We start from the raw sequence: 26006 nt of genomic DNA, 5'->3' as shown, positions 1-26006 counted from the left end.
TCCGATCGCGGTCAGTTGATCACGCCCTCGTGCAGCCGCACTACCCGGTCCATCCGCGCGGCGAGACGCTCGTTGTGGGTTGCGACCAGCGCAGCGCTGCCCTGGGTGCGAACCAGGGTAAGGAACTGTTCGAGCACCTTGTCTGAAGTCTTCTCGTCAAGGTTGCCGGTCGGTTCGTCAGCCAGCACCAGCACCGGCTTGTTGGCCAGCGCCCGCGCCACGGCGACGCGTTGCTGCTCACCGCCGGACAATTGGCTGGGGCGATGGTCAAGCCGCTCGGCCAGTCCCAGTGCGATCAGCAGTTCCCGCGCGCGAAGCTCAGCCTGGCTCTGGGATATGCCGGCAACCAGTTGCGGCAGGACGACATTTTCCAGCGCGGTAAAATCGGGCAGCAGGTGATGGAACTGATAGACGAAGCCGATCCGGTCACGCCGCAGCACGGTGCGCTCGTCGCTTGACAAGGCCGAGGCATCGGTCCCGGCAATCTCGATCCGCCCGCCGAACCCGCCTTCGAGCAGTCCGACCGCCTGCAGCAGGGTCGATTTACCCGAACCCGATGGCCCCAGCAGCGCCACGATCTCGCCCGGCTGGACCGCCAGGTCCACACCGCGCAGCACGTCGATCCGCACCCCGCCCTGTTCGAAGCTGCGGGTCAGCCCGGAGAGCGCGATCACCGCCTCACTCATAGCGCAGCACCTGCACCGGATCGGTGCTAGCCGCCTTCATCGCCGGGTAGAGCGTGGCCAGGAAGCTGAACAGCAAGGCCATCAGCGCGATCGCTGCGATCTCCACCGGATCGCTGCGGCTGGGCAGTTCAGTGAGGAAACGGATCGATGGATCCCACAGGTTCTGTCCGGTCAGCAGTTCGACGACCCGCACAACCGATTGACGGAAGAACAGGAAGACAAAGCCCAGCGCCAGTCCGGCCAGGGTCCCGGCAGTGCCGATCGCGAAGCCCAGCACCACGAAGATCCGCAGGATCGACTGGCGCGAAGCCCCCATGGTCCGCAGGATCGCAATATCGCGGGTCTTGGCACGGACCAGCATGATCAGGCTGGACAGGATGTTGAACACCGCCACCAGCACGATGATCGACAGCACCACAAACATCGCCACGCGTTCCACCGCAAGCGCTTCAAACAGGCTGGCGTTCATCGATTTCCAATCGGTCACCACCGCGCGGCCGGAATATTTCTGCGCGATCGGCTGCAGGGTTTCGGACGCCACATCGGGATCTTCGACCTGCACCTCGATCATCCCCACTGCATCGCCCGAAAGCAGCAGCGTCTGCGCATCCTGCATCGGCATGACGACAAAGCGCTGGTCGAAATCATAGACCCCGATCTCGAAGATCGCGGCGACACGGTAGGCGATCTGGCGCGGCACGGTGCCGAACGGGGTCGATTGTCCCTGCGGGTTGATGATCGTGATCGAGTCCCCCACTCGCGCGCCAATATTCTGCGCGAGCTGCGATCCGATCGCCACTTCGCTGGCATCGGGCTTCAGCGCATCGAGCCTGCCGGACACTACCTTGTCGGCTAGGCGGTTGATGTCTTCCTGCGTCTGCCCGCGCGCAAAGATCGCCTCGACCCGGCCATTGAAGCTGGTCAACAATGGCTGCTCGATCAGCGGCGAGGCGCGGGTAACTCCGGGGGTCGCCTTCACATCCTTTAGCACCTCGCGCCAGTCATCCAGCCGCCCGCCATAGGCCTGCACCACCGCATGGCCATTGAGCCCTACGATCTTGTCGAACAGTTCGGCGCGAAAGCCGTTCATCACGCTCATCACGATGACCAGCGCGGCCACACCCAGCATCACCGCAACCAGGCTGATCCCGGCCACCATAGCGATAAACGCCTCTCCGCGCCCGGGCAGCATATAGCGCTTGGCGATGGTCCATTCGAACGGAGAGAGGATCAAGCCGGCATCCTTGCGCGAACAATCTTGGGGCCAGCGCGGTTTAGGCGGCCCTCCCCGCGCTGGCAAGGGCAGCAAGCCGAACAAAAAATGGCGGGCTGCACCAGGAAGAACCTGTGCAGCCCGCCTGCGACCCGGACGAAGCAAACGCGGGGGGCGTCAGTTACGCATCGGCCTGGTTGTATTCGGACCGCTCGCCGGCAGGATCGGGACGCGGACATCGGGTTGATCGCCTGTCAGCGAGCCAAGGAAAGCGACAATCTTGTCGGCATCGCCGTCACTCAGGTCCTTGCCGAGTTGGGCCTTGGCCATCACCTTTACCGCCTCGCGCAGATCCCAGACCGAGCCATTGTGGAAATAGGGTGCGGTCAGAGCTACGTTGCGAAGGGTTGGCACCTTGTAGGAATAGAGATCGGATGCCTGGTTGGTGACCGCCATCCGCCCCTTGTCACCCGGCGGGCGATATTTGGGGTCTGGATCGCTGGCCATCCCGAACTTGGCATACATACTGCCGCCCACGTTCATGCCATTGTGGCACGACGCGCAGCCGGTATCGACAAACAGCTTGAGCCCGGCCTTCTGGGTCTGGTCAAGTGCGCCTGGCTTGCCATTGAGATATTGATCGAAGGGTGCGTTCGGCGTGATCAGGGTGGCTTCAAATGCCGCGATCGACTTCTGGATATTTTCCAGTGTGATCGGATCCTTTTGGCCCGGGAACGCCTTGGCAAAGGCCGCAGCATAGCCCGGGATCGATTTGATCTGCTCGACGATATGCTCCTTGGGTGAATCCATTTCGATCGGGTTCACCATGGGTCCGCCGGCCTGCTCGACCAGATCCTTTGCGCGACCATCCCAGAACTGGGCGAAGTTGAATGTAGCGTTGAGCACGGTCGGCGCGTTGCGTCCGCCCTGTTGCCAGTTGTGGCCGATCGAGGTTGAGGCATTGTCGCCGCCGCCCAGACCAATATTATGGCACGACGCACAGCTGAGCGCATGGCTGCCAGACAGGCGCGGGTCATGATAGAGCATGGCGCCAAGGTCAATCAGGTCCTGACTGGCTGAAAAACCCTCAACTTCCTTGTAGCTCGCAGGCAAAGCCTTGAATTGCTCGCGAGCGGCCTTCATCAGTTCTTCGCTGGCCGGGCCAGTCGCCGACTGGCCATCACTGCCTGCTTTGCCGCAAGCGCTCACCGCCAACGCCAGTGCAATCAATCCTGCTGTCGCGAACTTGCTCATTGTGATTCCCATCAAGGCTTCAGCTGCTCAATACTGGATCAGACTGACGACACTCTGACGGCGATCATGCCAATGGGGCTGGAAACTCCATCGCAATGCTATGACTTGATGCTTCGCTACGCAGGCGACCACCATGCGCTTCGACGATCCGACGAACGATTGCCAAACCCAGACCGGCACCATCACTGCTGGCATGATCTGCTCTGACATGGCGATGGGAAAGGCGCTCCAGCTCATCCTGACCGAGCCCCGGTCCGCAATCAACCACCGATAAAACCGGCCCTGGCCCAGCGACTACGGTAACACTGCCGCCCGGCGGAGTTACTCTGAGTGCGTTTTCAACCAGGTTGCGGGTCGCCGCCGCAAGGGATTCGGCTTCCGCCAAGATCGAGGTAGGACCATTGTCTTCAAAGCCCAGCACCCGGCCTCCAGCCAGCGCCGTAGGAGCCATCTGTGCCACGACGTTACTTCCTACCAGAGCCAGATCGACTTCGCTGCCGCACTGTCCGTAAAGCTTGCGTGCATCGATCCTGGTGATCGTCATCAGCTGATCGACCAGCTTCTGCATGTCGCGGACCTGGCGCAGCAATGTCCCGGCTTGCGGATGCTCGAGCCGTTCAAGCTCCAGCCCGAGCAGGGTCAGTGGCGTGCGCAATTCGTGCGCAACATCGCCGGCAAATGCGGCATTGGCTTGCGAAATCTCCTCCATCCGCGCGAGCAACCCGTTCACACCATCTGCCAAGGGGGCGATTTCGGCAGGAAAATTGCAATCATCAATCCTCACCCCCAACGCCGCACTTGGCGCCTGGGCAACTGCTTGGGCAGCTTCCTCGATCGGTCGAAGTGCCCGGTGAACGATGTATCGACCGGCCAAGGCCATCGGGGTTATGATCACCAGGGCTGGCAGGAGGACATGCGCGCCGACTTCATACACAGCCTTCTGCAAGGCTTGCGGATCGTTCAGGGCACTGAAGGTAATATGATAGTCGAGCAAGATTGCGCCGAGCAGAACCAGCAATCCGACAAGACCAACCACCAGCAGGCCAAATGACAAACTTCGGGCAACCGATCGCATGGCCATCGTCAGGACTCGCTCAACAGGTAACCGACACCGCGCACTGTATGCAGAACATTGCCTGCGCCCGCTTCCTCAAGCTTGCGGCGCAATCGCGAAACCGCCGCTTCGATCGCATTTGGGGTGACCGGCTCGTCAAAGCCATAAAGCGCGACCTCGATCTGATCACGGCGCACAACCTGGCCAGCACGACGCATCAGCAGTTCGAGTAGACCAAGTTCACGCCGGCTGACGTCGATCCGCCGCTGCATGACCGATGCGACCATGGCAGCCGGATCGAAGGTCAGATCACCGACCTCGATTACGCTTTGCTGGCGCACGCCCGGCCGACGCAATACTGCACGAATTCGTGCCGCGAGCTCGTCGATCGCAAAGGGCTTGGGCAGATAGTCGTCGGCACCGGCGTCTAACCCCTTGATCCGGTCATCAATGCCGTCGCGCGCTGTCAGGATGATTGTCGGCGGCAACGGCCTGGTGGCCCGGGTAGCGAGCCATTCTACACCGTCTCCATCGGGCAGCCCCGCGTCCAGCAACATCACGTCGAACTGCGCGACTGCCAATGCGCCTTCCGCCGCGCCCAAACTGTTCGCGACATCGCAGGTGAACCCGCGTTCGTACAAACCCTGGGCAATCAGCTCACCCAAACGCAGATTATCTTCAATCACCAGTATGCGCATGTGCGTTTGGCCCGGAACAAGTCATTTCATGACATTAATCGGAGACACTGACCAGACGCTGACCGAGAGAGCGAACAGTGACTTTGCAATCGCGGTCGAAACCCTGCGCCGCGCCCTTGCCTTTAGCTGCATTCCCCGCCAAAGGCGGCGCGACAGGGCACAGCAAGGGCTTGGCGATTCCATGAACCTCACCCACCCCTTCCTTGACGCAGACGGTGACAAGCTGCGCGAGGAATGCGGCATTTTCGGCGTCATCGGCGCCAAGGAAGCTGCCGCGATGACCGCGCTGGGGCTGCACGCGTTGCAGCACCGGGGCCAGGAAGCGGTCGGCATCGTCAGCTATGACGGCAAGGATTTCTTCGCCCGCCGCGGGCTGGGCCATGTTGCCCAGGTCTTTTCCGATGCCAGCATGTTCGCCGAACTGCCCGGCGAAATGGCCAGCGGTCACGTGCGCTATTCAACCACCGGCGGCCAGGGGCTGCGCAACGTCCAGCCGCTCCACGCGGATCTGGCGCGCGGTGCTTTCTCGGTCGCGCACAACGGCAACATCTCCAATGCCATGCACCTCAAGCAGGAGCTGGTGAACAAGGGCGCGATTTTCCAGTCGACTTCGGACACCGAAGTGATCCTGCACCTGATCGCCACCAGCCGCTATCCCACGCTGATGGACCGGCTGGTCGATGCGCTGCGGATGATCGAGGGCGCCTATTCGCTGATCTGCATGACCCCCAAGCGGATGATCGCCTGCCGTGATCCGCTAGGCATCCGCCCCCTGGCAATGGGCAAGATCGGTGACGCCACCGTCTTTGCCAGCGAAACCGTGGCGCTTGACGTGGTCGGCGCGGAGTTCGTGCGCGAGGTTGAGCCTGGCGAAATTATCGAAGTACGCCAGGACGGCCGGGTTACCAGCCACCGCCCCTTCGGCGACAACTCGCCGCGCCCGTGCATCTTCGAACACGTCTATTTCAGCCGCCCGGATTCGGTGATGGGCGGGCATTCCGTCTACGAAGTTCGTAAGGCGATCGGCATGGAACTGGCCAAGGAAGCGCCGGTTGAAGCCGATCTGGTGATCCCGGTGCCCGACAGCGGTGTGCCCGCCGCGATCGGCTATGCCCAGCAAAGCGGGATTCCCTTCGAACTGGGAATCATCCGTTCGCACTATGTCGGTCGCACTTTCATCCAACCCAGCGACGGCGCGCGCCATGCCGATGTGAAGCGCAAGCACAATGCCAACCGGGCGCTGGTTGAAGGCAAGCGGATCGTGCTGATCGACGATTCGATCGTGCGCGGCACCACTTCGATGAAGATCGTGCAAATGATGCGCGATGCCGGCGCGGCCGAGGTGCATATGCGCGTCGCCAGCCCGCCGACCAGCCATTCGTGCTTCTATGGTGTCGACACTCCCGAACGACACAAGCTGCTGGCCGCGCGGATGGACGTGCAGGAGATGACCAAGTTCATCGTCGCCGACAGCCTGGCCTTCGTCTCGATTGACGGGCTCTACCGCGCGGTCGGTGCCAAGGGCCGCAACAACGCCTGCCCGCAGCACTGCGACGCCTGCTTTACCGGCGACTATCCCACCCGCCTGACCGACATGGCCGAACGCTCTGCGGATGAAGACCAGTTGCCACTTCCGGTCGGCAAGGTCGCATGAGCGCGCTTTCGGGGCAGATCGCTCTGGTTACCGGCGCCAGCAAGGGGATCGGTGCGGCCGTGGCCAAGGCACTGGCGGCAGCCGGCGCCCACGTGGTGATCACGGCGCGCGACACCAAGGGGCTAGAGGCGGTCGAGGAAGCGATTTTCCAGGCCGGAGGCGGAGCCACGATCGCTCCAGTCGATTTGGCCGATGCCGACGGAATTGCCCGGTTGGCTGCGGCTGTAACCGAACGCTGGAAGAAGCTTGATGTGCTGGTCCACTGTGCGGCGGTGCTGCCCGAGCTGACTTCGGTCCGCGATATCGACCAGACGCAGTTTTCGAAGGCACTGACGCTGAACGTGCTGGCCACCCAGGCCCTGATCGCACGGTTTGACCCGCTGCTGAAGGCCAGCGAGGACCCGCGCTTCGTGCACCTGACAACCAGTGTGGCCAGCGATCCGCGTGCGTACTGGGGTGCCTATGCGGCCAGCAAGGCGGCGGCCGAAAACCTGGTCAGCTGCTATGCCGAGGAAGCCCGCAACACTTCGAAGGTCAGGGTTGCGATCGTTGATCCCGGCGCGACAAGAACCGCAATGCGGGCAAAGGCTTACCCGGGCGAAGACCCGGCTTCGGTCAAGCCGCCCGAAGCAGTCGCTGAACGCTTGCTGACATTGCTTGGTGAACAATTCAGCAGCCCGCACCGCGAGCGCGTTAACCTTTCCTCATAATCCATCGGCAACTGCAAGCAGCGATACTTTGCCAATCCTGCCGGGAAAGGTCCCGGAAAGGAGCGGACATAGGGGCGCTGTGATGAACGAAAATCTGTTGCTGACCAAGGACCCGTATTTCTCAGCCGCGCAGGAAGATCGCAGCGCGCCGCGCACCCGCGTGGCGATTCCCGCGACCCTGCGCATGTCGGGTGGTCGCGGCTTCCAGACGGTGGTCCACGATCTTTCGCTTAGCGGCTTCTGCGCCGCGGCGGTCAACCGCATGGTACCTGGCACCGTCTGCTGGCTGACCCTGCCCGGCATCGAAGCTCTGCAGAGCGAAGTGGTGTGGTGGGACAACAGTCTGGCCGGTTGCGCCTTCGAAAAACTGCTCAGCCCGATCGTGCACGACAATATTCTGTCGCGCTGGCAGGCCAATTCGGCCTTCCGCCCGGTTTCCTGAGCCTGACAAACCGAATTCCGTCCGGGCGCCGGCCAGAGCCGCTGTGTCCCTTACCCCCCAAATCGCACGCGATTTGCCGTGCCCGGGCGGAACCCCTCAGCGCTTGACCAGCGTTACTTGCGAGACAGTGATCCCGCCGCCCCGGAATCCGCCCTCGCAATACATCAGGTAGAACCGCCAGAGCCGCTGGAACCGCGCATCGAATTCCGGCGGCAAGCGCCCCTCCGCAATCGCCAGATCAAACCGCTCGCGCCAGCATTTCAGCGTCTCGGCATAGTCGAGCGGGAAATCAGCCTGGTCGCACCAGTCCAGCCCGTGAGATGCGGCCAGAGCGCGAAACTCTGCCTCGCTCACCAGCATGCCCCCCGGGAAGATGTAGGCCTGGATGAAATCGGCACTGCGTGAATAGGCTGGGAACAGCGCCTCGCGGATCGCGATGTACTGGATCGCCGCGCGCCCGCCGGGTTTGAGGCAGCGCGTCAGGCAATCGAAGAAATCGGGCCAGTATTCCCGGCCCACTGCCTCGACCATCTCCACGCTCGCGATCGCCTCGAACTGACCCGACACGTCGCGATAGTCCTGTTTGCGGAATTCAATTTGCGGTGAACGGTTGCGGCGCGCCCACGCCAACTGTTCGTCGGACAGGCTGATCGCGGTAACCGCTGCACCGGCTTCATGCAGTCGCTGCGCCAGTGCACCCCAGCCGCACCCGATCTCCAGCACGCTGCCAGCGCCTGCCACCCGATCGACGATCGTCTGCAGCTTGTGCTGCTGCGCCGCCGCCAGATCCTCGCCAGCAGATGCCCAGCGCGCGCTGGAATAGACCATGTCAGGGTCCAGCCACTCGGCGTAGAAGGCGTTACCCAGATCATAGTGGGCATGGATGTTGCGCTGTGATCCGGTGCGGGTGTTGCGGTGCAGCCAGTGCGCCAGTCGTGCCGCGAGGCGCCAGGGGCCACGTGCCCGCGCCAGGTTGCCCAGGGCATCGGCATTGGCCACGAACAGCGCGAACATCTCCACCGGATCCGGGCTGGACCATTCGCCGGCTTCCCAGGCCTGATAGAGCCCGATTGAGCCCGAACTGGCCACTCGCACCAGACCGCGCCACGAATGCAGGGTTACCCGCGCCGCAAAGCCCGGCGCCCGGCCGCCCAGCAGCCGGGTCGATCCATCGGGCAGTGTGGCCTGCAAGCTACCGCTGACCAGCCCGGCATCGATCCGTTCAACCAGACGTGCGGCACTGCCAGTCCACAGCCGCGCCAGCCAGCCGGTCTGGCCACGCAGCACGGGTGCGCCAAGCGCAAGATCATCGCTGCTGGACTGGTGCGCGGACATGCCCGGCCTATGAACCGGGCGTCACGCCTCTGCAATGCCAGCTCAGTTGGAGCGGGTAATTGCGTCGAGGATAACCGGATTGAGCGGACGGATGAATTCGCAGCCGAATTCGAAATCAGTCACCCAGGCAACTTTGCACTCGATCGCTTCGATCGAAGCGAGCTTGAGGTAGAAGTGGTCACCCTCATGGACCAGGAACACACCCGAGATCCGCGCGCCAAGTTCAGAAATGTCCTGCACCTGGACATTGGCACGGCGCGTACCCGCACGGAACTGCACCGAAGCCTGATAGCGTCGACGATCGGCACGGCGGCCACTGGTCTGCTGAAACTGGGCTTCTTGCGACATGGCAGGCGGTCTTCTTGGTCCTCCGAACGCATCCACATTCACAGATCTTGGTAAAAACCGGGTTAATCATGAAATTATCAAGTATTTCAGAACTCTAACAAAAGGGCGCCGAAGCAAAACACTTCGGCGCCCCAATTTTTCACTTGGCTGATCGAATCAGAAGCGAACTTCCACCCCGACATTGAACGACCGACCGCGCGGATCGGCAACCCGCGGTTCCCAGCTGGAGCCGGCGCCAGTGTTACCATCATAGGTGATGGCAAACGGCGGATCGGTATCGAACAAATTCTTGATTCCGAAGTTGATCTTGAAGTCGGGGCTCAGCGCAGTGACGCTGGCACCGAGGTTATAGATCACATAGGCCTTCACCTTCTCATTGAACTCAGGCCGGGTCACCGCGCCGCTGGCGATTCCAGGAAGCTTCTGGTTGTTATAGCCAGCACGGTAAAGCTGAGTCAGCGTGATCGTGAAGTCCTTGTTGCTGTAGCTGATCCACGCGTTGTGCTTCCAGCGCAGCCCCAGATCGCCGGCAAAGGTGAAGATGCCGATCTGGCTAGGCCCATACGGCAAGGTCGGGTTGGCAATCAGTTTTTCCCGCTTTTTGAGCATCAGAGTGCCATCAAGGCCAACCGCCATGCTGCCACCAGCCATGTCCCAACCACCGCGCAAGGCGAATTCGACACCCTGGGTCCGGCGCGAGCCAGCATTTACCCAGCGCTGGTCGATTGCGGTGATCACGTTGGATGAATCGCGGATGAAATTGTCCGGGAACAGTGATGCGTTGTCGACCAACTGCCGCAGAGTCAGGATCGCGATGGTATTATCGACATTGATCATCCACCAGTCAGCCGAAAGGCTCCAGCGTGGCAAGGGTTTGAAGACCACGCCCACGCTTGCCATCTTCGCGGTTTCCGGCCCAAGGTTGAGGTTACCACCGGTCCAGATGTCTGGCCGGATGATCGCGCAGGGCAGACCGGAACCGAAGGCGCTGGTCGGCACGCCGCCCGGGCAGGCCACAGGATCTGCAAGATCGCTGCCGGAATAGGGGCTGGTTGTGACCCCGTTGAAGATCTGGTTGAAGCTGGGAACACGGAACCCGGTCGAATAGGAACCGCGGAACATCAGCCAGTCAACCGGTGTGAACTTGGCCGAAACCTTCGGATTGGTCGTCGTCCCAAAGCCGCTGTAGTCGTCGACGCGCACCGCAGCGGTGATATCGAGGATATCAAGGATGGGCAGATCGATTTCGCCATATGCCGCCTTGACCGTGCGAACCTTGGGCAGCAGCGCGTTGACGTTGTCAAACGCCGCGAGGAAAATCACCGGCTGGTTCGCTGCTGCCGCAGCAGAACCATTAAAGCTGTAGGTCTCACGCCGCCAGTCAAGCCCGAGCGCCACCTGGACCTTTCCGCCCGGCAATTCGAACAGCGAACCCGAGATCGAGGCATCAACCTCCTTGACCGTGTAACGCCCGCCATAGAGCGTGGATCCATTCGCCGAAACCGCTTCGAGTCCAGCCAATGCAGCCGCAGTCTGATCGAGCGAGAACGGGTTGAGAATGCCGGAATTGATCAGACCGACTAGACCTGGCGTCGTCGCACCTGGCGCAATCGGCGCGAGCGGGTCGGGCGAGCCGTTGTTCAGCGTACCACGATAATAGTAGCCGGAACCCAGCAGCGACTTCGTTTCGCTTTCCGAATGCGAAGCACCAATTTTATAATCCCAGTCACCAATCGGCAGCGGGCCTTCAATGCCGGCATAGGCGCGCAACGTGCGGCTGTTGGTGGTATATTCACGCGGCCCGCAGGCGATGCAGCGCCAGCGACCCGAAAGCGGTCGTCCATAGCGGGCGTTAAGCGTTGCGGCGCTGCCTGGGAACGTGGCCAGAAGCGCATTGAAGATCGAGTCGTAGGTACTCTGGGTCGTCGGGTTGAGCGGATAGGCCCAAGGCAAATTGGTGGTGTTTGCCGACAATTGCGCATGGCTGAAGCTCTTGGCCGAATCGGCGCTGGACCCCGTAACTTCGGCAAAGATCTGATGACCACCGCCCAGATTGACAGTAGCCTTCGTATAATAGGTCAATGTTTCGATCGGCTGTTGGATCACCGCCGCGCGACCGGTATCCCAAGCACATGCGTAATAGTTGTTCGGCGATGACCACAACTCCCAGTCGTAAGCCATTCCGCCGTCCATCGATTCGCAGCCAGCACCGCCCGGCAGATCGAGGTAGTTGATCCCGCCCGCAGCCGCGTTGCCTCCATTGGGCGCGGTCAGCGTCAGGCCGGCGAGCAGCGAGCCAGTAGGATTCTGGGAGGCATTGGCCCCGATGTTGAACAACGTCGCGATCGGCGTGCCGCGGGTATCGACCGAAAGGCCACGCAGCGGCTGATTGCCGTTGACGAAATCGCGCTGCGAGCCGCGCAGCATCTTGTTCCAGCTATAGGCAACCCCGCCCATCACGTTGATGCCATCTTCCTGCAGATCACCATAGCCGACCAAGCCGGAAACGCGGTAGATTTCGCCGCCGCCATGCTGGGTGAAGTCAGTCGATCCGGCCAGGCTGAAGCCTTTGAAATCCTTCTTGGTGATATAGTTGATCACCCCGCCGATCGCGTCGGTGCCATAGATGGCCGAGGCGCCGTCCTTCAGGATTTCGACCCGTTCGATCGCGGCATAGGGAATCTGGTTGACGTCAACAGCCCCGCCCGAAAGTCCGTGCGCAGCCACGCGGCGGCCGTTGAGCAGGATCAGCGTCGATGCGCTGCCCTGCCCGCGCAGGTTGGCGGCCGAAAGCCCGTTGGTGCCTCGCTGGGCACCGGTAACAACGTCGGCGTTCGAGGCCAGGTTGTCTGCCCCACTGCCGTTCGAGGTCAGGAACATGTTGAGCTGTTCGGGATTAGCCAGCCCGTTGCGTTCAAGATCGGCGGTCGAAATGATCTGCAGCGGCAGCGCGCTCTTGGTCGGATCCTGCTTGAGCCGCGAACCGGTCACCACAATTGCGGTGCTGTTGTCGCTGGCGCTATCCGCATTGGGGGTTGAAACATCGGGAGTGGTCTGCGCCAATGCCGGCGCTGCGAAAGCTACAAGCGAGACAGAGCTGGCAAGAATGCCGCGAGCAAGTGTGCGAAGTGTCATGAAAGCCCCCATTCTGAACACGAAATTCGATTCAACCTGACGAGACTATCAAGCGAGACGAGCTTGGCCAGAGCGCGGCGCGCAAAAAATCCCGTTTTGAGACCAGAATTGCCGGCAGCAGGGTGAATTGTTGCAGCGTTGCAACAAATCGCCCTGGAAGCGCTTTCAGTTGGCGGCGTAGATCGCCAGCAGCGCGGCCTCCATCGCAGGTATTGCCGACTCGCCATTGGGCACGTCGTTGGCAAAGAACGAAAAGGTCAGTCGCTTGCCGCTGGCTGCGCGAAACGTGCCTGACAGGGCGTTGGTCGCGTTAAGCGTGCCGGTCTTGGCGGCCAGGTTGCCCGCCAGCGGTGTGCCCAGGAACCGCCGCTTCAGCGTACCGTCCACCCCTGCAATCGGCAACGAAGCATGCCAGGCCTTGCCCCACGGCTGGCCATCGACCCAGCGCAGCAGGGCAACGCCGGCCCGGGGGCTGACCCGGTTGTAAGTGGACATGCCCGAGCCGTCGGAAAAATCGTAGCCTTCGCGCGGAATCCCGGCTCTTTCATAGAGTGCGCGAGTAGCGGCGAGGCCGTCTTCGAGCGAGCCGGTGCCCTCGACCCTTCCGATGCGGCGCAGCATGGTTTCGGCGTGATTGTTCTGGCTGACCTTGTTGATGATCACTATGTCTTCGGCCAGCGGTGGCGGGACCAGGCCGGCCAGCACGGGGCCGCCGCGTGCCGTGTCGATCGCCACGGCATTCCGGGCGCGCCAGTCGGGATCGTCAACCAGACCAACGGGACGATGGCTGGTTTGGATCTTGCCGGCGATTTTCACCCCCCGCGCTTTGAGCATCGCCGCAAAGGTCCAGGCGGTGAAATGCGCCGGATCATCGATCCCGATCCGCTCACGCCACTCGCCCGCGTCCGCCGGAAGTTCACCGTAGAGGCGGAAATCGCGTGAATTGACAGTGTGTTCGAGCACCAGGTTGGCCTTGCCTCCCGGCGCTACGGTCACCGCTTCGTTGCGCACCGTGACATAGGGTGGAACCACCAGTAGCGGCGGCTTGCCCAACGTGCCGGGCAAGGCCTTGACCATCAGCTCGTTGCTGTCGAGTGAGAGCGCGGACGTAGCGGTGGCATCGTTCGAGCCGAAATTGTTCCAGCTCATTCCCGGGCTCCAGCGCTGGTCGGGGAACCGGGTGTCATCGCCGATCACGTCGCCCGCCACCTTGGTTCGGGCGGCTACGGCATCGGCCAGGGTGGCAAGGCAATCCTGCTGGCAATTGGCAGCGGAGGACATCCGCGTGTCACCGCGGCCGGTCAATACGACGTTGAAAACGCCCTTCTTTTTGCCCGGCACAAGCGAGACTTGCGTAGCACCTTCAGCATCCGGCTGGTCCACCCCGGGCAGCAGGGCATAGGCCGCGGCGGTGGTGAACAGCTTGGTATTCGAAGCCGGGATGAAGCGCTGGTCGGGATTGATCGCAACCACCACCTTGCCGGAATCATCGACCACCAGAAGCCCGAAACGCGTGCCTTTTGGCGCCTTTGCCAGCTCCGCCTCGACCAAGGTCTGCTGGTTGGGAGGAGCGGGTTCGGCCAGGGCCGGGCTGGCGAACAGCAGGGCGAGCGGGGCGAGGTATCTCAGCATTCGCCCTGTCTGCCCAAGTGGTTAGCGCAAGTCCACCAGTTCGACCGGCGGGAGCGGCTGGGCGCCGGGCTGTTCGGCCCAGTGCCGGGCGTTGAGCACACCGCCTGAAGCACGCAATTCCGCCACTTTTGCCAGGTCGACTTCGGCAAAGAGCCATTGCGCCTTATCCATTTCACCCAGTGCCACGACACCGCTGGCGGGCATGCCGCGATCGGGCGGAGCGAAGACTCCGGCGGCTCCGCAATTGACGTCAACTGCCGGATTCCATTCGGCATTTCCGACGGTTGGCGACTGGACGGCATAGCATTGCCCCTCCAGCGCGCGGGCCTGGGTGCCAAGCCGGACCCGCCAGTAGCCGTGGAGACTGTCGGTGCAGCTGGGGACCAGCAGCAGTTCCATCCCGGCTTCAACCTGGGCGCGTGCCAGCAGCGGAAATTCGCTGTCATAGCAGATGTTTACGCCGATCTTCCCGAGCGATGTCTCAAACAGTCGCAGCGGCCCGGAGGCGCTGACGAACCACTCTTCGCGCTCAAAGCGGGTCATCACCAGCTTATCCTGGATTCCGACCTTGCCCGAGGGTGCAAACAGGTGCGCGCGGTTCACGTAACCAGCTGATGTCAAAACAGGAATTGAGGGTGCCAGGAGGTACATCTCGTGCTGCTTCGACAGTCCTTCAAACAGCACACAAAGGTCACTCAAGCGTGCCGCAACGGTGACCAGCGAGCCTTCAAGATCGCCCATCCTGCCGGAATCGAGCGCGGCGAGCTCCATCGCGCCATATTCGGGAAACAGCGCCAGCCGCGCCCCGCCCCGCGCCGCCGCTTCAACCCAGGCGGTCAGCTTGTCGGCATAGGCCTGCCAGCCGTCCAGCCGGTCAATCGGATACTGCGCCGCGGCAAGGGTAAAGCGGGTCACAGCTGGCGCAGCCAGTACTGCATCGGCTTGGGGCTCTCGTCCGCCTCGCCGTGTTCCTTCCAGGCCAGTTCGGTCACGAACCCGTCAACCGGAGCATAGCCGCGCCCGCGCCAGAATGCATCCAGCGGGGTATAGTCCGCCGGCCGGGCCGGATGGTCGTGGGGCCGGATTACCGCGGCAAAGGTCGCCGCCGTCGCCCCGCTGCGCCGGGCCTGCTCTTCGCGCTGGTCAAAAAAGGCATGGCCAATCCCCTGCCCGCGATATTCGGGCAGCAGCACGCTTTCGCCGAAGTAGAACAGACGGTCCGTCGCGATCCCGCGCTGCTCGAACGGCGCGCGAAATTCGGCCTTTTGCGCCCACATCGGGCTGGCCGTGGCCGCCCCGACGATCCGCGCGCCAGCGAAAGCCGCCACCAGCACCGCATCGGGCGCCGCGGCAAAGTGCTTCAGGTAGTCAGCCTCGTAACCGATGTCGCCATCGTAGAGGTAGGGAAAGGCCGCAAAGACCGCGATCCGCAGCGCCGCCAGATCGTCGATCGCCGCGGCGATCTCCCCACCGGTCAGCGGGCGGACCGTAACGCTCAAGCGCCCACCTGCGCGCACCAGTCATTGAGGTTGTAATAGACTGTCACCCGGTCAATCCGCCCGTTCGACATCGCAAAGAATGCGCCAGCCGGCAGGGTATAGGTCTGTCCGTTCGCTTCGGGCAGCCCCTCATCAGTGGCAAGGTATTCCCCATGGACGGTGAATTCCGCCGCGCCGCGCGATCCTTCCTCGCTGGCCATCAGCACGATCCCGTCGAGCCGTTCGCGGTAGCACCGCTCCATATGCGCCAGAAACGCGCGGAACGCGTCCTTGCCGCGCTGGGTGCCGCCCTGGTTGATATCGTGGGCGACATCGTCAGCCAGGCAATCGAGCATGCCTTCCCAGTCACCGGCGTTGAACGCGGCATAGTAACGGGTCAGCAAGGCAAGGGCGTCAGCGCGGTCCATCGGATACTCCACCATACAGGAGTGCGCGGATTAACCGCAGCCCCGTCCGCAGGCAACGCCAGCGAGCACGCTTCAGAATTTCTTATGCGCCGATCAAGCCCGGGCATGACCGGCAAAACAAAGCCGGGGCAACGCTGGTGCGTTGCCCCGGCCTGTCTTTTGCAATCGGCCTGCGATCAGAACTTGCCGCGCAGGGTCACGCCGAAGGTCCGCGGTTCGGCCAGGAACTGCGAGAACAGCTGACGGCCGTCGGGGAAGCTGTTGGCTTCGTTGAACGGTGCCGAGCTGGTCCCCGCCTGGAACGGCGAGTTGAACGCAACCTGGGCATAGTCCTGATCAAACAGGTTCTGCACCCACAGTTCAACCGACCACTTCTGGTCCGGGCCGCGCAGGCCGACGCGGGCGTTGACCAGCGCGAAGCCGTCCTGGCCCTTCTGCGGGAACAGGTCCGAACCGGTGTTGTAGTCGCTGGTCATGCGGGTATCGACATAGAACAACGCCGACAGGCCGGTGCTGCCGAGTTCGGGGGTCCAGGCCATGCTGCCGGTCACCACCAGTTCGGGGGCGTTCGACATGTTCTTGCCCGGCAGCCAGCGCAGCGCCGGATCAAGCGGAGCGCCCGCCGCATTGGCGACGAGATCCGACCGGTACTTGGTCTTGGCATGGGTCAGGCCGGCGGTAACGCGGAAGTTGCGCGCCGGAACCAGCGCGGTTTCCAGTTCGAAGCCTTCCGTGCGCACACCCCAGCCGACATTGCTGGAGGCGCAGGCGCCGGTCGCAGCGCTGGTATCACGATCCGCCCCGCCAAGGCTGGCTTCGCAGCCGTTGATGTTCTGGACCAGGAACACCGAACCGTTGAAGGTGTTGAGCTGGAAGTTCTCGAAGTCAGAACGGAACAGCGTCAGGCTGGCGCTGAACGGGCCGGTCGAATACTTCGCACCCAGTTCATAGCTCTTGACCAGTTCGGGAGCGAACTGAAGATTGCCGACCAGCGCCTGGGCTCCGCCCTGGCTGGCGAAGGTGGGCGTCGGAGCCTTGAGCGCCGAACGATCAAGGTTGAACCCGCCAGCCTTGTACCCGCGTGAGAAGCTCACGTAGGTCATCAGATCGTCGGTCAGCTTGTACGACAGGATCGCGGTGCCGGTGAACTCGTCCTCGGCGCGCTTGTCGGCGATCGAAACACCGTTCAGCTCTGCGGTCGAATTGCCCTGGCAAGCCAGGCCGATCAGCGCCCCCGCCAGAGCACGCGCGGTGCCGATTTGCGTGGGAGTGCCGGCCGTGGTGGTGGTCAGATCGTCGGTCACCAGGCCCTGCACGGTGGTGCAGACCGTGTTGTTGTTGCCGAAGGTCGCGCCGAAGTCCTTCTTGTCGTTGGTATAGCGCAGGCCAAGCGTCAGATCGAGGCGATCGGTGATGTGGAAGATGTTGTGGGTGAACAGCGCCCAGTTCCGGTCGTGCTGACGGTATTCATCCGTGGTCGAACCCAGGTTGTTCAGGCCATCGAGCGCGGTGAAAGCGGCAACGATATCTGCACCCGAGGTTCCGGTTGCACCGGCAATGGTGGCCGGGCCAACAACCGGGGCAACGCACAGCGGATTGGTGGGCGAATAGAGCCCGGCCAGGCCGCCCCCCGAAATGATCCGGCAGTTGGCAAAGCGGCCATACTGGCTGCCGAACCGCAGATTGTCGCGCACGGTCAGCTTTTCATCGGCGTAGAACCCGCCAACCAGCCAGTCGAGCTTGCCGTCGAAGGCTTCGCCCTGCAGGCGCAGTTCCTGGGTGAAGGTGTGGAACTGGCGATAGGCATCGTCGCTGGGCGTGCGGTAGAGGATATCGACCGCGCTGTAATCGGTGTCCGAACCCTGGCCCGAGCGGTATTCGCGGTAGGCCGTGATCGAGGTCAGCTTGGCGCCGCCCAGATTGTAGCTGATTTCGCCCGAGAAGCCGTAATCCTTGGTTACGCCTTCATAGCTGCGGCCAGCCGAGACATAGATTGTGCGGTCATAACCCGGAGTGAAGCCGGCCAGCGGCTGGCCCAGGTCGCGCAGCACGTTGATGATGTTGTTGCCGGTGGTCTGCAGCGGGCTGAGCGGCGAGGACAGGTTGTTGAGGTTGCCGATGAACGGATTGACGGTGTTGTCGACATAGATCGCGCCGCAGCAGCGTTCCTTGCGCCAGGTGTAATCGGCGATCAGCCGCACCGACAGATCGTTCGAGGGTTCGAACAGCACCTGCCCGCGCAGGAAGAAGCGGTTGCGGTTGTTGACATCGACGTTGTTGGTGTTGTCGGTCAGGAACCCGTCGCGCTTGACGAAGACACCGTCGAGCCGGGCGGCGATGTTCTGGGTGATCGGGCCGGTGACCGATCCGGCCACGCGCACGAAATCGAAGTTGCCATAGGTCGCTTCGCCGCTGGCGCCGAACTGGAAGGCGGGCTTCTTCGAATAGATCGAGATCAGGCCGGCCGAGCTGTTGCGACCGCCCAGCGTGCCCTGCGGGCCGCGCTGCACTTCCACGCGGTCGATTTCGCCCAGTTCGTTCAGGCCGATGCCCGAACGCGAACGATAGACGCCATCGATGAACACCGGGACCGAGCTTTCAAGGCCGGGGTTGTCACCCACCGTGCCGATCCCGCGGATCCGGGCCGAGCCGTTCGCTTCAGAGCCGGTCGAAGACACGATCAGCGAGGGCGCAACCTGGTTGAGCTGGCGAATGTCGTTCGCGCCGCTGTTGCGCAGCGTTTCCGCGTTCACCGCCGAGATCGCGACCGGCACGTCGGCCAGCGCCTGGGCGCGGCCCTGGGCGGTCACGACGATTTCGGGCTGGGCCTCTTCTTCGGCCACCGGCTGATCGGCTTCCTGGGCAAAGGCCGGAGCAACGGGGACAAGCAGCAACGCGGCAGCCGAGACACCGGCGCCGAGCACAACTGAAAACTTCATGGAAACACTCCCAATTTCAAAACGATGACGACCCTGCCCGGGGAGAAGAAGGGATCACGCCTAATGTGCGCGCACTAATTGAGAGCGACAGGTCTGTCAACTCTCAATGCGGGCCAAATCCGATCAAATGCTCTGCCGGATCGACCGGCGCCGATTGCCGTGACCTTACAGGCCCTAGCGGAATGCCCGCGCGAATCGTTTGATAAATGTCAATCAGCGATTGCGGATATTGGCTCAGGCCGACGCAGTCTGCGCCACCATGGCATTGCCCGCAGTGGTCATCGTGTTGCCCAGTTCATTGCCAAGGCCGCTCAGCGCGGCAACCGATGCAGCGCCGATCAGCGCGGCGATCAGACCGTATTCGATGGCGGTGGCGCCGCTTTCGTCACGACTGAGGGCAACAAGCAAAGACATGGACCGGGTTCCCTGGACTATCCTTTGCGCAGGCTCGCCGAATGCGGTTAAGCTTGGCTCTGCAAGCCTGCTTGGCATCTGCGGTTAATTGCTTTGCCAAGAACGGCGCGGCATTCGCCCTTGCCGGTTTACCATTCGTCGATTGCCCGGTTGCCCTTGACCACGGCACGCGCCACAAGTTGCGCCTGCCATTTCATTCACCGGGGAACCTGACATGCGTCGTCACCTGCTTGCCTTCACCGCCCTCGCCTTTTCCGCCAGCGCGCTGCACGCCCAGGAAGCGGCAGCGCCGCCCGCCGCAGCCAAGCCCGCCGCATTGGTTGCCGACGGGATCCCGGCTGTGCCGCAGGCGCTGGTAGAGGAAACGCGGCCCTACATGGAATTCCGCTCTGCCGTATTCCTGGGCTGGGATCCGGTTGGCAAGGGGATGCTGGTTTCGACCCGCTTCGGCAATGTCGCCCAGCTGCACAGTGTGGCAGGCCCCGGCATGGCCCGGCGCCAGATCAGCTTCGAGGCGGAACCGCTGAGCGGCAGTCATCTGCCGGGCGATGGCACGCTGGTGGTCAGCAAGGACAAGGGCGGGAACGAATTCTTCCAGCTCTATACGCTCAGGAACGGGCGGCTGAACCTGCTGACCGACGGCAAGAGCCGCAATGGCCTCAACGCCGCCAGCAAGGACGGCAAATGGATCGCCTTCAGCTCGACCCGCCGCAACGGTGCAGACAATGACCTTTACGTGATGGATCCGCGCGATCCGGCCTCGGCGCGGATGGTCAAGCAGGTGACTGGCGGCGGCTGGGGTCTGGCCGCCTTTGCCCCCGGCAATACCCAGGCGGTGATCGCCAACTATGTGTCGGTGACCAAGACCGACCTCTACTGGCTTGACCTGGCGAGCGGTGCCACCACCCCGATCGGCGATCACAAGCAGGCGGTGGCCTATGGCGGCATCCAGTTTGCCCCTGACGGCACACTGTGGGTCACCAGCGATCAGGGCAGCGATTTCCGGCGGCTGGGCACGCTTGATCCCAAGACCGGCAAGTTCACCCCGAAAAGCCCCGAGGCCAAATGGGATGTCGAAAGCTTCGACATTGCCGAAGACGGCAGCTTCATTGCCTACACCATCAACGAAGCCGGCGTTTTCAAGCTCAAGCTAATGGACCCCAGGACCGGCGCGGTGCGCGAAGTGCCGGGTCTGCCCAAGGGCACGATCGGATCGCTGCAGATCGCGCCGTGGGGCACGATCGGGCTGACCCTGTCCTCGGCCAAGGTTCCCGCCGATGCCTATTCGGTCGATCCGGCCAGTCTGGCGGTCACCCGCTGGACGTCCAGCGAAACCGGCGGGCTTGATCCGGCGGTCAATGTCGAGCCCGAATTCGTCGAGGTGAAGAGCTTTGACGGCGAAGCGGTCAGCGGCTTTCTCTATCGTCCCGATCCGGCGAAGTTCCCGGGCAAGCGCCCCCTGATCGTCAACATCCACGGCGGCCCCGAAGGCCAGTCCACCCCCGGCTTCCGCGGCCGGGCCAACTACCTGCTCAACGAGCTGGGCGTTGCGGTGTTCTATCCCAACGTGCGCGGCTCAACCGGGTTCGGCAAGCGCTTCGTCAGCCTCGACAATGGGCCGTTCCTGCGCGAAAATTCGGTGAAGGACATCGGCGCCTTCCTCGACCGACTGCAGGCCGATCCGGCGATCGACGCCAGCCGCACCGCGGTAACCGGCGGATCTTACGGCGGCTATATGTGCTATGCGGTCGCGATCCGCTATGGTGATCGGCTCAAGGCGGCCGACTGCATCGTCGCGATCAGCAATTTCGTCACCTTCCTGGAAAATACCCAGAGCTATCGCCGCGATCTGCGCCGGGTCGAATACGGCGACGAGCGCGATCCCAAGCAGCGCGCCAAGCTGCAGGCGATCTCGCCGCTGACCGCGATCGACAAGCTGTCGATCCCGCTGCTGGTGGTGACCGGGGCCAACGATCCGCGCGTCCCCAAGAGCGAGGCTGACCAGGCCGTCGCCGCCGTCCGCGCCAAGGGCCGAGCCGCCTGGCACCTGGTCGGGATGAACGAAGGCCACGGCTTCGCCAAGAAGGAGAACGCCGACTATCAGTTCTGGGTCGAACTGATGTTCTGGCGGGCGAATTTGCTGGGCCAGTAGGCCCCGCGTTGCGCCGCACCGCGTTTTCGCGTAAGGCGCTGGAAACCGCCCCGGCCGCGCGATTCCTCTGGGATCGGCACAGGCCGGGGCTTGCCGTTTAGCGCATAAGGAAGCCCAGCATGTCCCGTCGCCGCCAGATCTACGAAGGCAAGGCCAAGATCCTGTATGAAGGCCCCGAACCGGGCACGATCATCCAGTATTTCAAGGATGACGCGACCGCCTTCAACGCCCAGAAGAAGGGCACGATCAACGGCAAGGGCGTGATCAACAATCGCATCAGCGAATATGTCTTCACCCGCCTCAACCACATCGGCATCCCGACCCATTTCCTCAAGCGGCTCAACATGCGTGAGCAGCTGGTTCGCCAGGTCGAAATCGTCCCGATCGAAGTGGTGGTGCGCAATGTCGCGGCCGGCTCGATTTCCAAGCGCCTGGGCATTCCCGAAGGCGAGCCGCTGCCGCACACGCTGATCGAATACTATTACAAGGACGATGCGCTGGGCGATCCGATGATCGCTGAAGAGCACATTGCCTGCTTCGGCTGGGCCAGCAACGAAGAGATGCAGGACATCTCGGCGATGGCGATCCGGGTCAACGATTTCATGTGCGGCATGTTCGCCGCGATCAACATCCGCCTGATCGACTTCAAGCTGGAATTCGGCCGGCTGTGGGACGGCGATTACAGCCGGATCATCCTGGCCGACGAAATCAGCCCCGATGGCTGTCGCCTGTGGGATATGACCACCGGCGAAAAGCTCGACAAGGATCGCTTCCGGCGCGACCTGGGCGGTGAGGAAGAGGCCTATCAGGAAGTCGCGCGGCGCCTTGGCCTGCTCGATACCGACCAGGGCCCCAGCGAAGTGCTGGACCTCAACGCGCACCGCAAGCTGCGCGGCAAGTGATGCCGGGGGCGCCTGCCCCCGCCGCTGTGGTCGGCTTCTGGCAAGAGGCGGACCCGGCCAAATGGTTCGCCAAGGACGCGGCATTCGACGCCGAGATCGCTGAGCACTTCGGCGAAGCGCATCACGCCGCCGCGCGCGGTGAGTTCGATCACTGGGCGGCTGACTGGCAAGGCGCGCTGGCGCTGCTGATCCTGCTCGACCAGTTCCCGCGCAACCTGTTTCGGGGTTCGGCCCATGCCTTCGCGACCGACCCCAAGGCCCGGCAGATCGCCCGCGCGGCGCTGGCGGCCGGGCATGACCGGGCTGCGCCGGCCGCCTTGCGCTCATTCTTCTACCTGCCGTTCGAACACAGCGAAGACCTGGCCGACCAGGACCTGTGCCTGCGGCTATGTCAGGCGCTCGACGCGGAAACCGGCGGCGATGCCGCACACTGGGCAGCTGTCCACCGCGATATCGTGGCCCGCTTTGGCCGCTTCCCGCACCGCAATGCGGTGCTGGGCCGCGAAACATCTGATGAAGAGCAGAAATTTCTCGACCAGGGTGGATTCGCGGGCTGAGCAGGACTTGCCGATTACTTTGGTTTCGGTCACCAATAGCTGATGCGCTCACCCAAATTTCTGCTCGCCCTCACCATTTCCACTCTTGCCCTCGCGGCCTGCGCCCAGGGCGTCGAAACCGTCTCAAGCGCCGCGCCGCCGCCGACCTGGGCCTTTGAAAAGAGCGACGTACCGGTCGATCCCGCCTTCCGCTTTGGCAAGCTGCCCAACGGCATGCGCTATGTCATCCGTCCTAACGCCACGCCCAAAGGCACCGCGAAGGTCTATTTCCACATCGCCGCCGGATCGCTTGACGAGCAGGACAGCGAACGCGGCTTTGCCCATTTCATCGAACACATGGCCTTCAACGGCAGCAAGAACGTGCCCGAAGGCGAAATGGTCAAGCTGCTGGAACGCAGCGGCCTGAGCTTCGGATCGGATACCAATGCCGAGACCAGCTATGATCACACGATCTACAAGCTGGACCTGCCGCGCAACGATGCCGCGCTGCTCGATACCGCGCTGATGCTGATGCGCGAAACCGCCAGCGAACTGACGATCAGCCAGGGTGCGGTTGATCGAGAAAAGGGCATTCTGCTGTCCGAACTGCGCGATCGCAACACCTTCCAGCAGCGCAATTTTCTGGACCGGATCGAGTTCGAACTGCCCGGTTCGCGATTTGCCGCGCGGCACATCATCGGTACGCAGGAATCGCTGCAAGGCGCTTCGTCCGCTGCACTGACTGCATTCTGGCGGCGCGAATATGTGCCCACGCAGGCAACACTTTATGTGATCGGCGATTTCGATCCCGCGATAGTCGAAGCCAGGATTGGTGAGCGCTTTGCCAGCTGGCAGCCTGCGCCGGCTGAGCCGCGGCCCAGCGCCGGGCCGATCCCGGTCAAACCACGCGTGGCCAGCGATATCTACACCGATCCGGCGCTGTCCGAAGGCGTGCTGGTTATGACCACAGGCCCCTGGAAGGACGAACCCGACAGCCTGGCGCAGCGCAAGGAAAACGTGATGCGCTCGATCGGCTATTCGATCATCAATCGCCGCCTGCAGCGCCGCAGCCGTGAACCGGATGCACCGTTTCGCAGTGCCTCGTTTGCGTCGGGCGATCTGTTCCGCGATGGACAGGAAACCTGGCTGGGGATCGATACGGTCGATGGCCAGTGGCGGCGCGGGCTGGTAGAGGCCGGCAAGGAATACAAGCGGGCCATGCTCCACGGCTTCACGCCCGAAGAAGTGGCCGAGCAGGTGGCCAACCAGCGCACGGCCCGGCGCAATGCCGCCAAGGGCGAAACCACCCGTTCGAACGACACGCTGATGGGTGCGGCGATCAGCCTGGTGAAGAACGATGTGGTTCCTGTAACCCCCAGCAGTTCAGCCGAACGGTTTGAAGAGTTCGCCGCAGAGATCACGCCCGAAACGGTACTCGCAGCGCTGAAGCGCGAGGCGCTGCCGCTGGACAAGCCGCTGATCCGTTTTCAGGGCCGCACCGCCCCGGCAGACGGCGATGCGGGTTTGCGCAGCGCCTGGGCCGAAGCGATGGCTGCGCCGGTTGCCCCGCCCGAACGCAAGGCTGCAACCACGTTTGGTTACACCGATTTCGGTGCGGCGGGCAAAGTGATCAGCGACACCCGTGACCCGGCGCTGGGGATCCGGATGATCCGGTTTGAAAACGGCGTGCGGCTCAATCTCAAGAAGACCGACCTCAAGAAGGATCAGGTCTTGGTCCAGATTTCAGTCGACGGAGGCGCGATGCTCAACACCCGCGAAAACCCGATGGCCATGAACATGGCCGGAATGCTGGGTCAGGGCGGGCTGGGCAAGCATTCCAGGGACGAGTTGGATTCGATCCTGGCCGGCCATGCGGTTTCCGCCAACTTCCGGCCCGGCGAACGCAGCCTTGTGGCCGTGGCCGGAACCACGCCCGCCGACCTTGAATTGCAGTTGCAGTACCTGGCGGCGCAGATCACCGATCCCGGTTATCGCCCCGAAGCCGAGGTGCGCTTTACCCAGAACGTCAACAACATGTTCGCCGCGTTGCGATCGACCCCGGGGTCAGCGCTGGGCGCGGATCTGGGCAGCATCCTCAGCGACAAGGACCCGCGCTTCAGCCTGGGCAATGTGGAGGAATGGCGCAAACTCAACTTCGCCAAACTTAAAGGCGATCTGGGCGACCGGCTGCGCAATGGCGCCATCGAGATCGCCATCGTTGGCGATATTGACGAGGATGCGGCGCTGGCACTGGTGGGCAGAACCTTTGGCGCGCTGCCCGCGCGCGAACCGGACTTCCGCCCCTATGCCGAACAGCGCGTCCGCAGCTTTACCAGGGATCGAAAGCCGCGCGTCCTGCGCCACACCGGGGCCAAGGACCAGGCGCTGCTGACGCTGACCTGGCCCACCCGCGATGGCCAGGACCCGGTGGCCGACGTCCGCTTGGGCTTGCTGGAGCGGGTGATGGGCGTGGTCCTGACCGACAATCTGCGCGAAAAGCTGGGCAAGACCTATTCACCGCAGGTCGGCCAATCGACTTCGCAGACCTATCCGGGCTGGGGTACTTTCACTTTGGCCGTTTCGGTCGATGTCAAGGAAGTGCCTGCCACCCGCAGCGCGATTGCCGAGGCGCTGGCCGAACTGCGCGACCAGCCGATCAGCGATGATCTGCTCAAGCGCGCCAAGGCGCCGATGCTCGAAGGCTATGACAATGCGTTGAAGAATAACGCCGGCTGGCTGTCGATCGTCGATAACGCCCAGACCGAACCGGAATGGATCGAGCGTTACGTCAAGGGCCGCGAGCGGATCATGGCGCTGAGCGCCAAGGATGTGCAGGCAATGGCCCGGCTCTACCTTACCAGCATCGGCGGGCTGGAAATTCTGGTGCTGCCCGAGGGGGTGGACACGCCGAAGGGCAAATAGCCGGGTCTTGACCTTGCCCGCGGCACAAAGCATCCTGCACCGAAAATAGCGGGTTGCCTAACCTGGAGGATGCC

Annotated in this window: 21 protein-coding genes; 7 read left to right on the top strand and 14 right to left on the bottom strand. The window is 62.9% G+C overall.

All coding sequences use genetic code 11. The features are described from left to right. Nucleotides 1-11: 11 nt before the first annotated feature. From IT549_RS06105 to IT549_RS06085, 5 genes are all read right to left on the bottom strand, one after another. Nucleotides 12-686 (bottom strand): ABC transporter ATP-binding protein, encoded by a 675-nt coding sequence (locus tag IT549_RS06105; RefSeq protein WP_292970871.1) that lies wholly within the window; start codon nucleotides 684-686, stop codon nucleotides 12-14. After that, a complete protein-coding gene (locus IT549_RS06100) occupies nucleotides 679-1920 on the bottom strand; it encodes a lipoprotein-releasing ABC transporter permease subunit (RefSeq protein WP_292970869.1) in 1242 nt (413 codons plus the stop codon). Before IT549_RS06100 ends, IT549_RS06105 begins: the two co-directional genes overlap by 8 nt. A gap of 156 nt (nucleotides 1921-2076) precedes the next feature. Next, nucleotides 2077-3153 carry a cytochrome-c peroxidase gene (locus IT549_RS06095; RefSeq protein ID WP_292970867.1) on the bottom strand — a complete coding sequence of 359 codons (1077 nt, stop codon included), beginning with the start codon at nucleotides 3151-3153 and terminating at the stop codon, nucleotides 2077-2079. Between the two features lie 64 nt (nucleotides 3154-3217). Beyond that, on the bottom strand, nucleotides 3218-4234 hold the full coding sequence (locus IT549_RS06090; RefSeq protein ID WP_292970864.1) for a HAMP domain-containing sensor histidine kinase: 1017 nt from the start codon (nucleotides 4232-4234) through the stop codon (nucleotides 3218-3220). 2 nt (nucleotides 4235-4236) lie between these two features. Further along, nucleotides 4237-4905 (bottom strand): response regulator transcription factor, encoded by a 669-nt coding sequence (locus tag IT549_RS06085; protein ID WP_292970861.1) that lies wholly within the window; start codon nucleotides 4903-4905, stop codon nucleotides 4237-4239. Nucleotides 4906-5086: 181 nt separating this feature from the next. On the opposite strand from IT549_RS06085, the gene purF reads away from it, so the two are divergent. The 3 genes from purF (at nucleotide 5087) to IT549_RS06070 (ending at nucleotide 7711) form a co-directional block, all read left to right on the top strand. Next, complete coding sequence (gene purF, locus IT549_RS06080; protein ID WP_292970858.1) at nucleotides 5087-6559, top strand: amidophosphoribosyltransferase; 1473 nt, start codon at nucleotides 5087-5089, stop codon at nucleotides 6557-6559. Continuing rightward, a complete protein-coding gene (locus tag IT549_RS06075) occupies nucleotides 6556-7269 on the top strand; it encodes an SDR family NAD(P)-dependent oxidoreductase (protein WP_292970855.1) in 714 nt (237 codons plus the stop codon). The genes purF and IT549_RS06075 overlap by 4 nt, the downstream gene beginning before the upstream one ends. An 82-nt stretch (nucleotides 7270-7351) precedes the next feature. Next, nucleotides 7352-7711, top strand: coding sequence for a PilZ domain-containing protein (locus tag IT549_RS06070; RefSeq protein WP_292970852.1), 360 nt, complete (start codon nucleotides 7352-7354; stop codon nucleotides 7709-7711). A gap of 96 nt (nucleotides 7712-7807) precedes the next feature. Here IT549_RS06070 and IT549_RS06065 read toward each other — a convergent pair whose 3' ends face one another. From IT549_RS06065 to IT549_RS06025, 9 genes are all read right to left on the bottom strand, one after another. Continuing rightward, entirely contained in the window at nucleotides 7808-9046 is a 1239-nt protein-coding gene (locus IT549_RS06065; protein WP_292970849.1) for a cyclopropane-fatty-acyl-phospholipid synthase family protein, read from the bottom strand. Nucleotides 9047-9088: 42 nt separating this feature from the next. Further along, nucleotides 9089-9394 (bottom strand): PilZ domain-containing protein, encoded by a 306-nt coding sequence (locus IT549_RS06060; protein ID WP_292970846.1) that lies wholly within the window; start codon nucleotides 9392-9394, stop codon nucleotides 9089-9091. Between the two features lie 156 nt (nucleotides 9395-9550). Further along, nucleotides 9551-12529, bottom strand: coding sequence for a TonB-dependent receptor (locus IT549_RS06055; protein ID WP_292970843.1), 2979 nt, complete (start codon nucleotides 12527-12529; stop codon nucleotides 9551-9553). Nucleotides 12530-12694: 165 nt separating this feature from the next. Beyond that, complete coding sequence (gene dacB, locus IT549_RS06050) at nucleotides 12695-14161, bottom strand: D-alanyl-D-alanine carboxypeptidase/D-alanyl-D-alanine-endopeptidase (protein WP_292970841.1); 1467 nt, start codon at nucleotides 14159-14161, stop codon at nucleotides 12695-12697. 21 nt (nucleotides 14162-14182) lie between these two features. Beyond that, on the bottom strand, nucleotides 14183-15076 hold the full coding sequence (locus tag IT549_RS06045; RefSeq protein WP_292970839.1) for a carbon-nitrogen hydrolase family protein: 894 nt from the start codon (nucleotides 15074-15076) through the stop codon (nucleotides 14183-14185). Next, complete coding sequence (locus IT549_RS06040; RefSeq protein WP_292970837.1) at nucleotides 15073-15660, bottom strand: GNAT family N-acetyltransferase; 588 nt, start codon at nucleotides 15658-15660, stop codon at nucleotides 15073-15075. Before IT549_RS06040 ends, IT549_RS06045 begins: the two co-directional genes overlap by 4 nt. Beyond that, nucleotides 15657-16067 carry a ketosteroid isomerase-related protein gene (locus IT549_RS06035; protein ID WP_292970834.1) on the bottom strand — a complete coding sequence of 137 codons (411 nt, stop codon included), beginning with the start codon at nucleotides 16065-16067 and terminating at the stop codon, nucleotides 15657-15659. Before IT549_RS06035 ends, IT549_RS06040 begins: the two co-directional genes overlap by 4 nt. Before the next feature lie 176 nt (nucleotides 16068-16243). Further along, nucleotides 16244-19006: a TonB-dependent receptor gene (locus tag IT549_RS06030; RefSeq protein WP_292970832.1), complete on the bottom strand. Its 2763-nt coding sequence runs from the start codon at nucleotides 19004-19006 to the stop codon at nucleotides 16244-16246. 234 nt (nucleotides 19007-19240) lie between these two features. Continuing rightward, nucleotides 19241-19420 (bottom strand): Flp family type IVb pilin, encoded by a 180-nt coding sequence (locus tag IT549_RS06025; RefSeq protein ID WP_292970829.1) that lies wholly within the window; start codon nucleotides 19418-19420, stop codon nucleotides 19241-19243. A 214-nt stretch (nucleotides 19421-19634) separates the two neighbouring features. Between IT549_RS06025 and IT549_RS06020 the strand changes: the two genes are divergently transcribed. The 4 genes from IT549_RS06020 (at nucleotide 19635) to IT549_RS06005 (ending at nucleotide 25932) form a co-directional block, all read left to right on the top strand. Further along, nucleotides 19635-21572 (top strand): prolyl oligopeptidase family serine peptidase, encoded by a 1938-nt coding sequence (locus IT549_RS06020; RefSeq protein WP_292970827.1) that lies wholly within the window; start codon nucleotides 19635-19637, stop codon nucleotides 21570-21572. Between the two features lie 119 nt (nucleotides 21573-21691). After that, nucleotides 21692-22474 (top strand): phosphoribosylaminoimidazolesuccinocarboxamide synthase, encoded by a 783-nt coding sequence (purC, locus tag IT549_RS06015; protein WP_292970825.1) that lies wholly within the window; start codon nucleotides 21692-21694, stop codon nucleotides 22472-22474. Then, on the top strand, nucleotides 22474-23031 hold the full coding sequence (locus IT549_RS06010) for a DUF924 family protein (RefSeq protein WP_292970823.1): 558 nt from the start codon (nucleotides 22474-22476) through the stop codon (nucleotides 23029-23031). The genes purC and IT549_RS06010 overlap by 1 nt, the downstream gene beginning before the upstream one ends. A gap of 42 nt (nucleotides 23032-23073) precedes the next feature. Continuing rightward, the gene (locus IT549_RS06005) at nucleotides 23074-25932 is read left to right on the top strand and encodes an insulinase family protein (protein ID WP_292970821.1); all 2859 of its coding nucleotides are present in this window, start codon (nucleotides 23074-23076) and stop codon (nucleotides 25930-25932) included. The last annotated feature ends 74 nt before the right edge of the window (nucleotides 25933-26006 follow it).

This window comes from Novosphingobium sp. (genome assembly GCF_020852455.1).
GTDB lineage: Bacteria > Pseudomonadota > Alphaproteobacteria > Sphingomonadales > Sphingomonadaceae > Novosphingobium.
This window is presented reverse-complemented; position numbering and strand designations above follow the sequence as displayed.

Excerpts from the sequence above, each read along its gene's own strand:
- IT549_RS06105 (WP_292970871.1), bottom strand. The coding sequence starts at position 686 with ATGAGTGAGGCGGTGATCGCGCTCTCCGGGCTGACCCGCAGCTTCGAA.
- purF (WP_292970858.1), top strand. The coding sequence starts at position 5,087 with ATGAACCTCACCCACCCCTTCCTTGACGCAGACGGTGACAAGCTGCGC.
- IT549_RS06075 (WP_292970855.1), top strand. The coding sequence starts at position 6,556 with ATGAGCGCGCTTTCGGGGCAGATCGCTCTGGTTACCGGCGCCAGCAAG.
- IT549_RS06055 (WP_292970843.1), bottom strand. The coding sequence starts at position 12,529 with ATGACACTTCGCACACTTGCTCGCGGCATTCTTGCCAGCTCTGTCTCG.
- IT549_RS06065 (WP_292970849.1), bottom strand. The coding sequence starts at position 9,046 with ATGTCCGCGCACCAGTCCAGCAGCGATGATCTTGCGCTTGGCGCACCC.
- purC (WP_292970825.1), top strand. The coding sequence starts at position 21,692 with ATGTCCCGTCGCCGCCAGATCTACGAAGGCAAGGCCAAGATCCTGTAT.
- IT549_RS06030 (WP_292970832.1), bottom strand. The coding sequence starts at position 19,006 with ATGAAGTTTTCAGTTGTGCTCGGCGCCGGTGTCTCGGCTGCCGCGTTG.
- IT549_RS06090 (WP_292970864.1), bottom strand. The coding sequence starts at position 4,234 with ATGGCCATGCGATCGGTTGCCCGAAGTTTGTCATTTGGCCTGCTGGTG.
- IT549_RS06060 (WP_292970846.1), bottom strand. The coding sequence starts at position 9,394 with ATGTCGCAAGAAGCCCAGTTTCAGCAGACCAGTGGCCGCCGTGCCGAT.
- IT549_RS06020 (WP_292970827.1), top strand. The coding sequence starts at position 19,635 with ATGCGTCGTCACCTGCTTGCCTTCACCGCCCTCGCCTTTTCCGCCAGC.
- IT549_RS06070 (WP_292970852.1), top strand. The coding sequence starts at position 7,352 with ATGAACGAAAATCTGTTGCTGACCAAGGACCCGTATTTCTCAGCCGCG.
- IT549_RS06035 (WP_292970834.1), bottom strand. The coding sequence starts at position 16,067 with ATGGACCGCGCTGACGCCCTTGCCTTGCTGACCCGTTACTATGCCGCG.
- IT549_RS06010 (WP_292970823.1), top strand. The coding sequence starts at position 22,474 with ATGCCGGGGGCGCCTGCCCCCGCCGCTGTGGTCGGCTTCTGGCAAGAG.
- IT549_RS06025 (WP_292970829.1), bottom strand. The coding sequence starts at position 19,420 with ATGTCTTTGCTTGTTGCCCTCAGTCGTGACGAAAGCGGCGCCACCGCC.
- IT549_RS06085 (WP_292970861.1), bottom strand. The coding sequence starts at position 4,905 with ATGCGCATACTGGTGATTGAAGATAATCTGCGTTTGGGTGAGCTGATT.
- IT549_RS06005 (WP_292970821.1), top strand. The coding sequence starts at position 23,074 with ATGCGCTCACCCAAATTTCTGCTCGCCCTCACCATTTCCACTCTTGCC.
- IT549_RS06095 (WP_292970867.1), bottom strand. The coding sequence starts at position 3,153 with ATGAGCAAGTTCGCGACAGCAGGATTGATTGCACTGGCGTTGGCGGTG.
- dacB (WP_292970841.1), bottom strand. The coding sequence starts at position 14,161 with ATGCTGAGATACCTCGCCCCGCTCGCCCTGCTGTTCGCCAGCCCGGCC.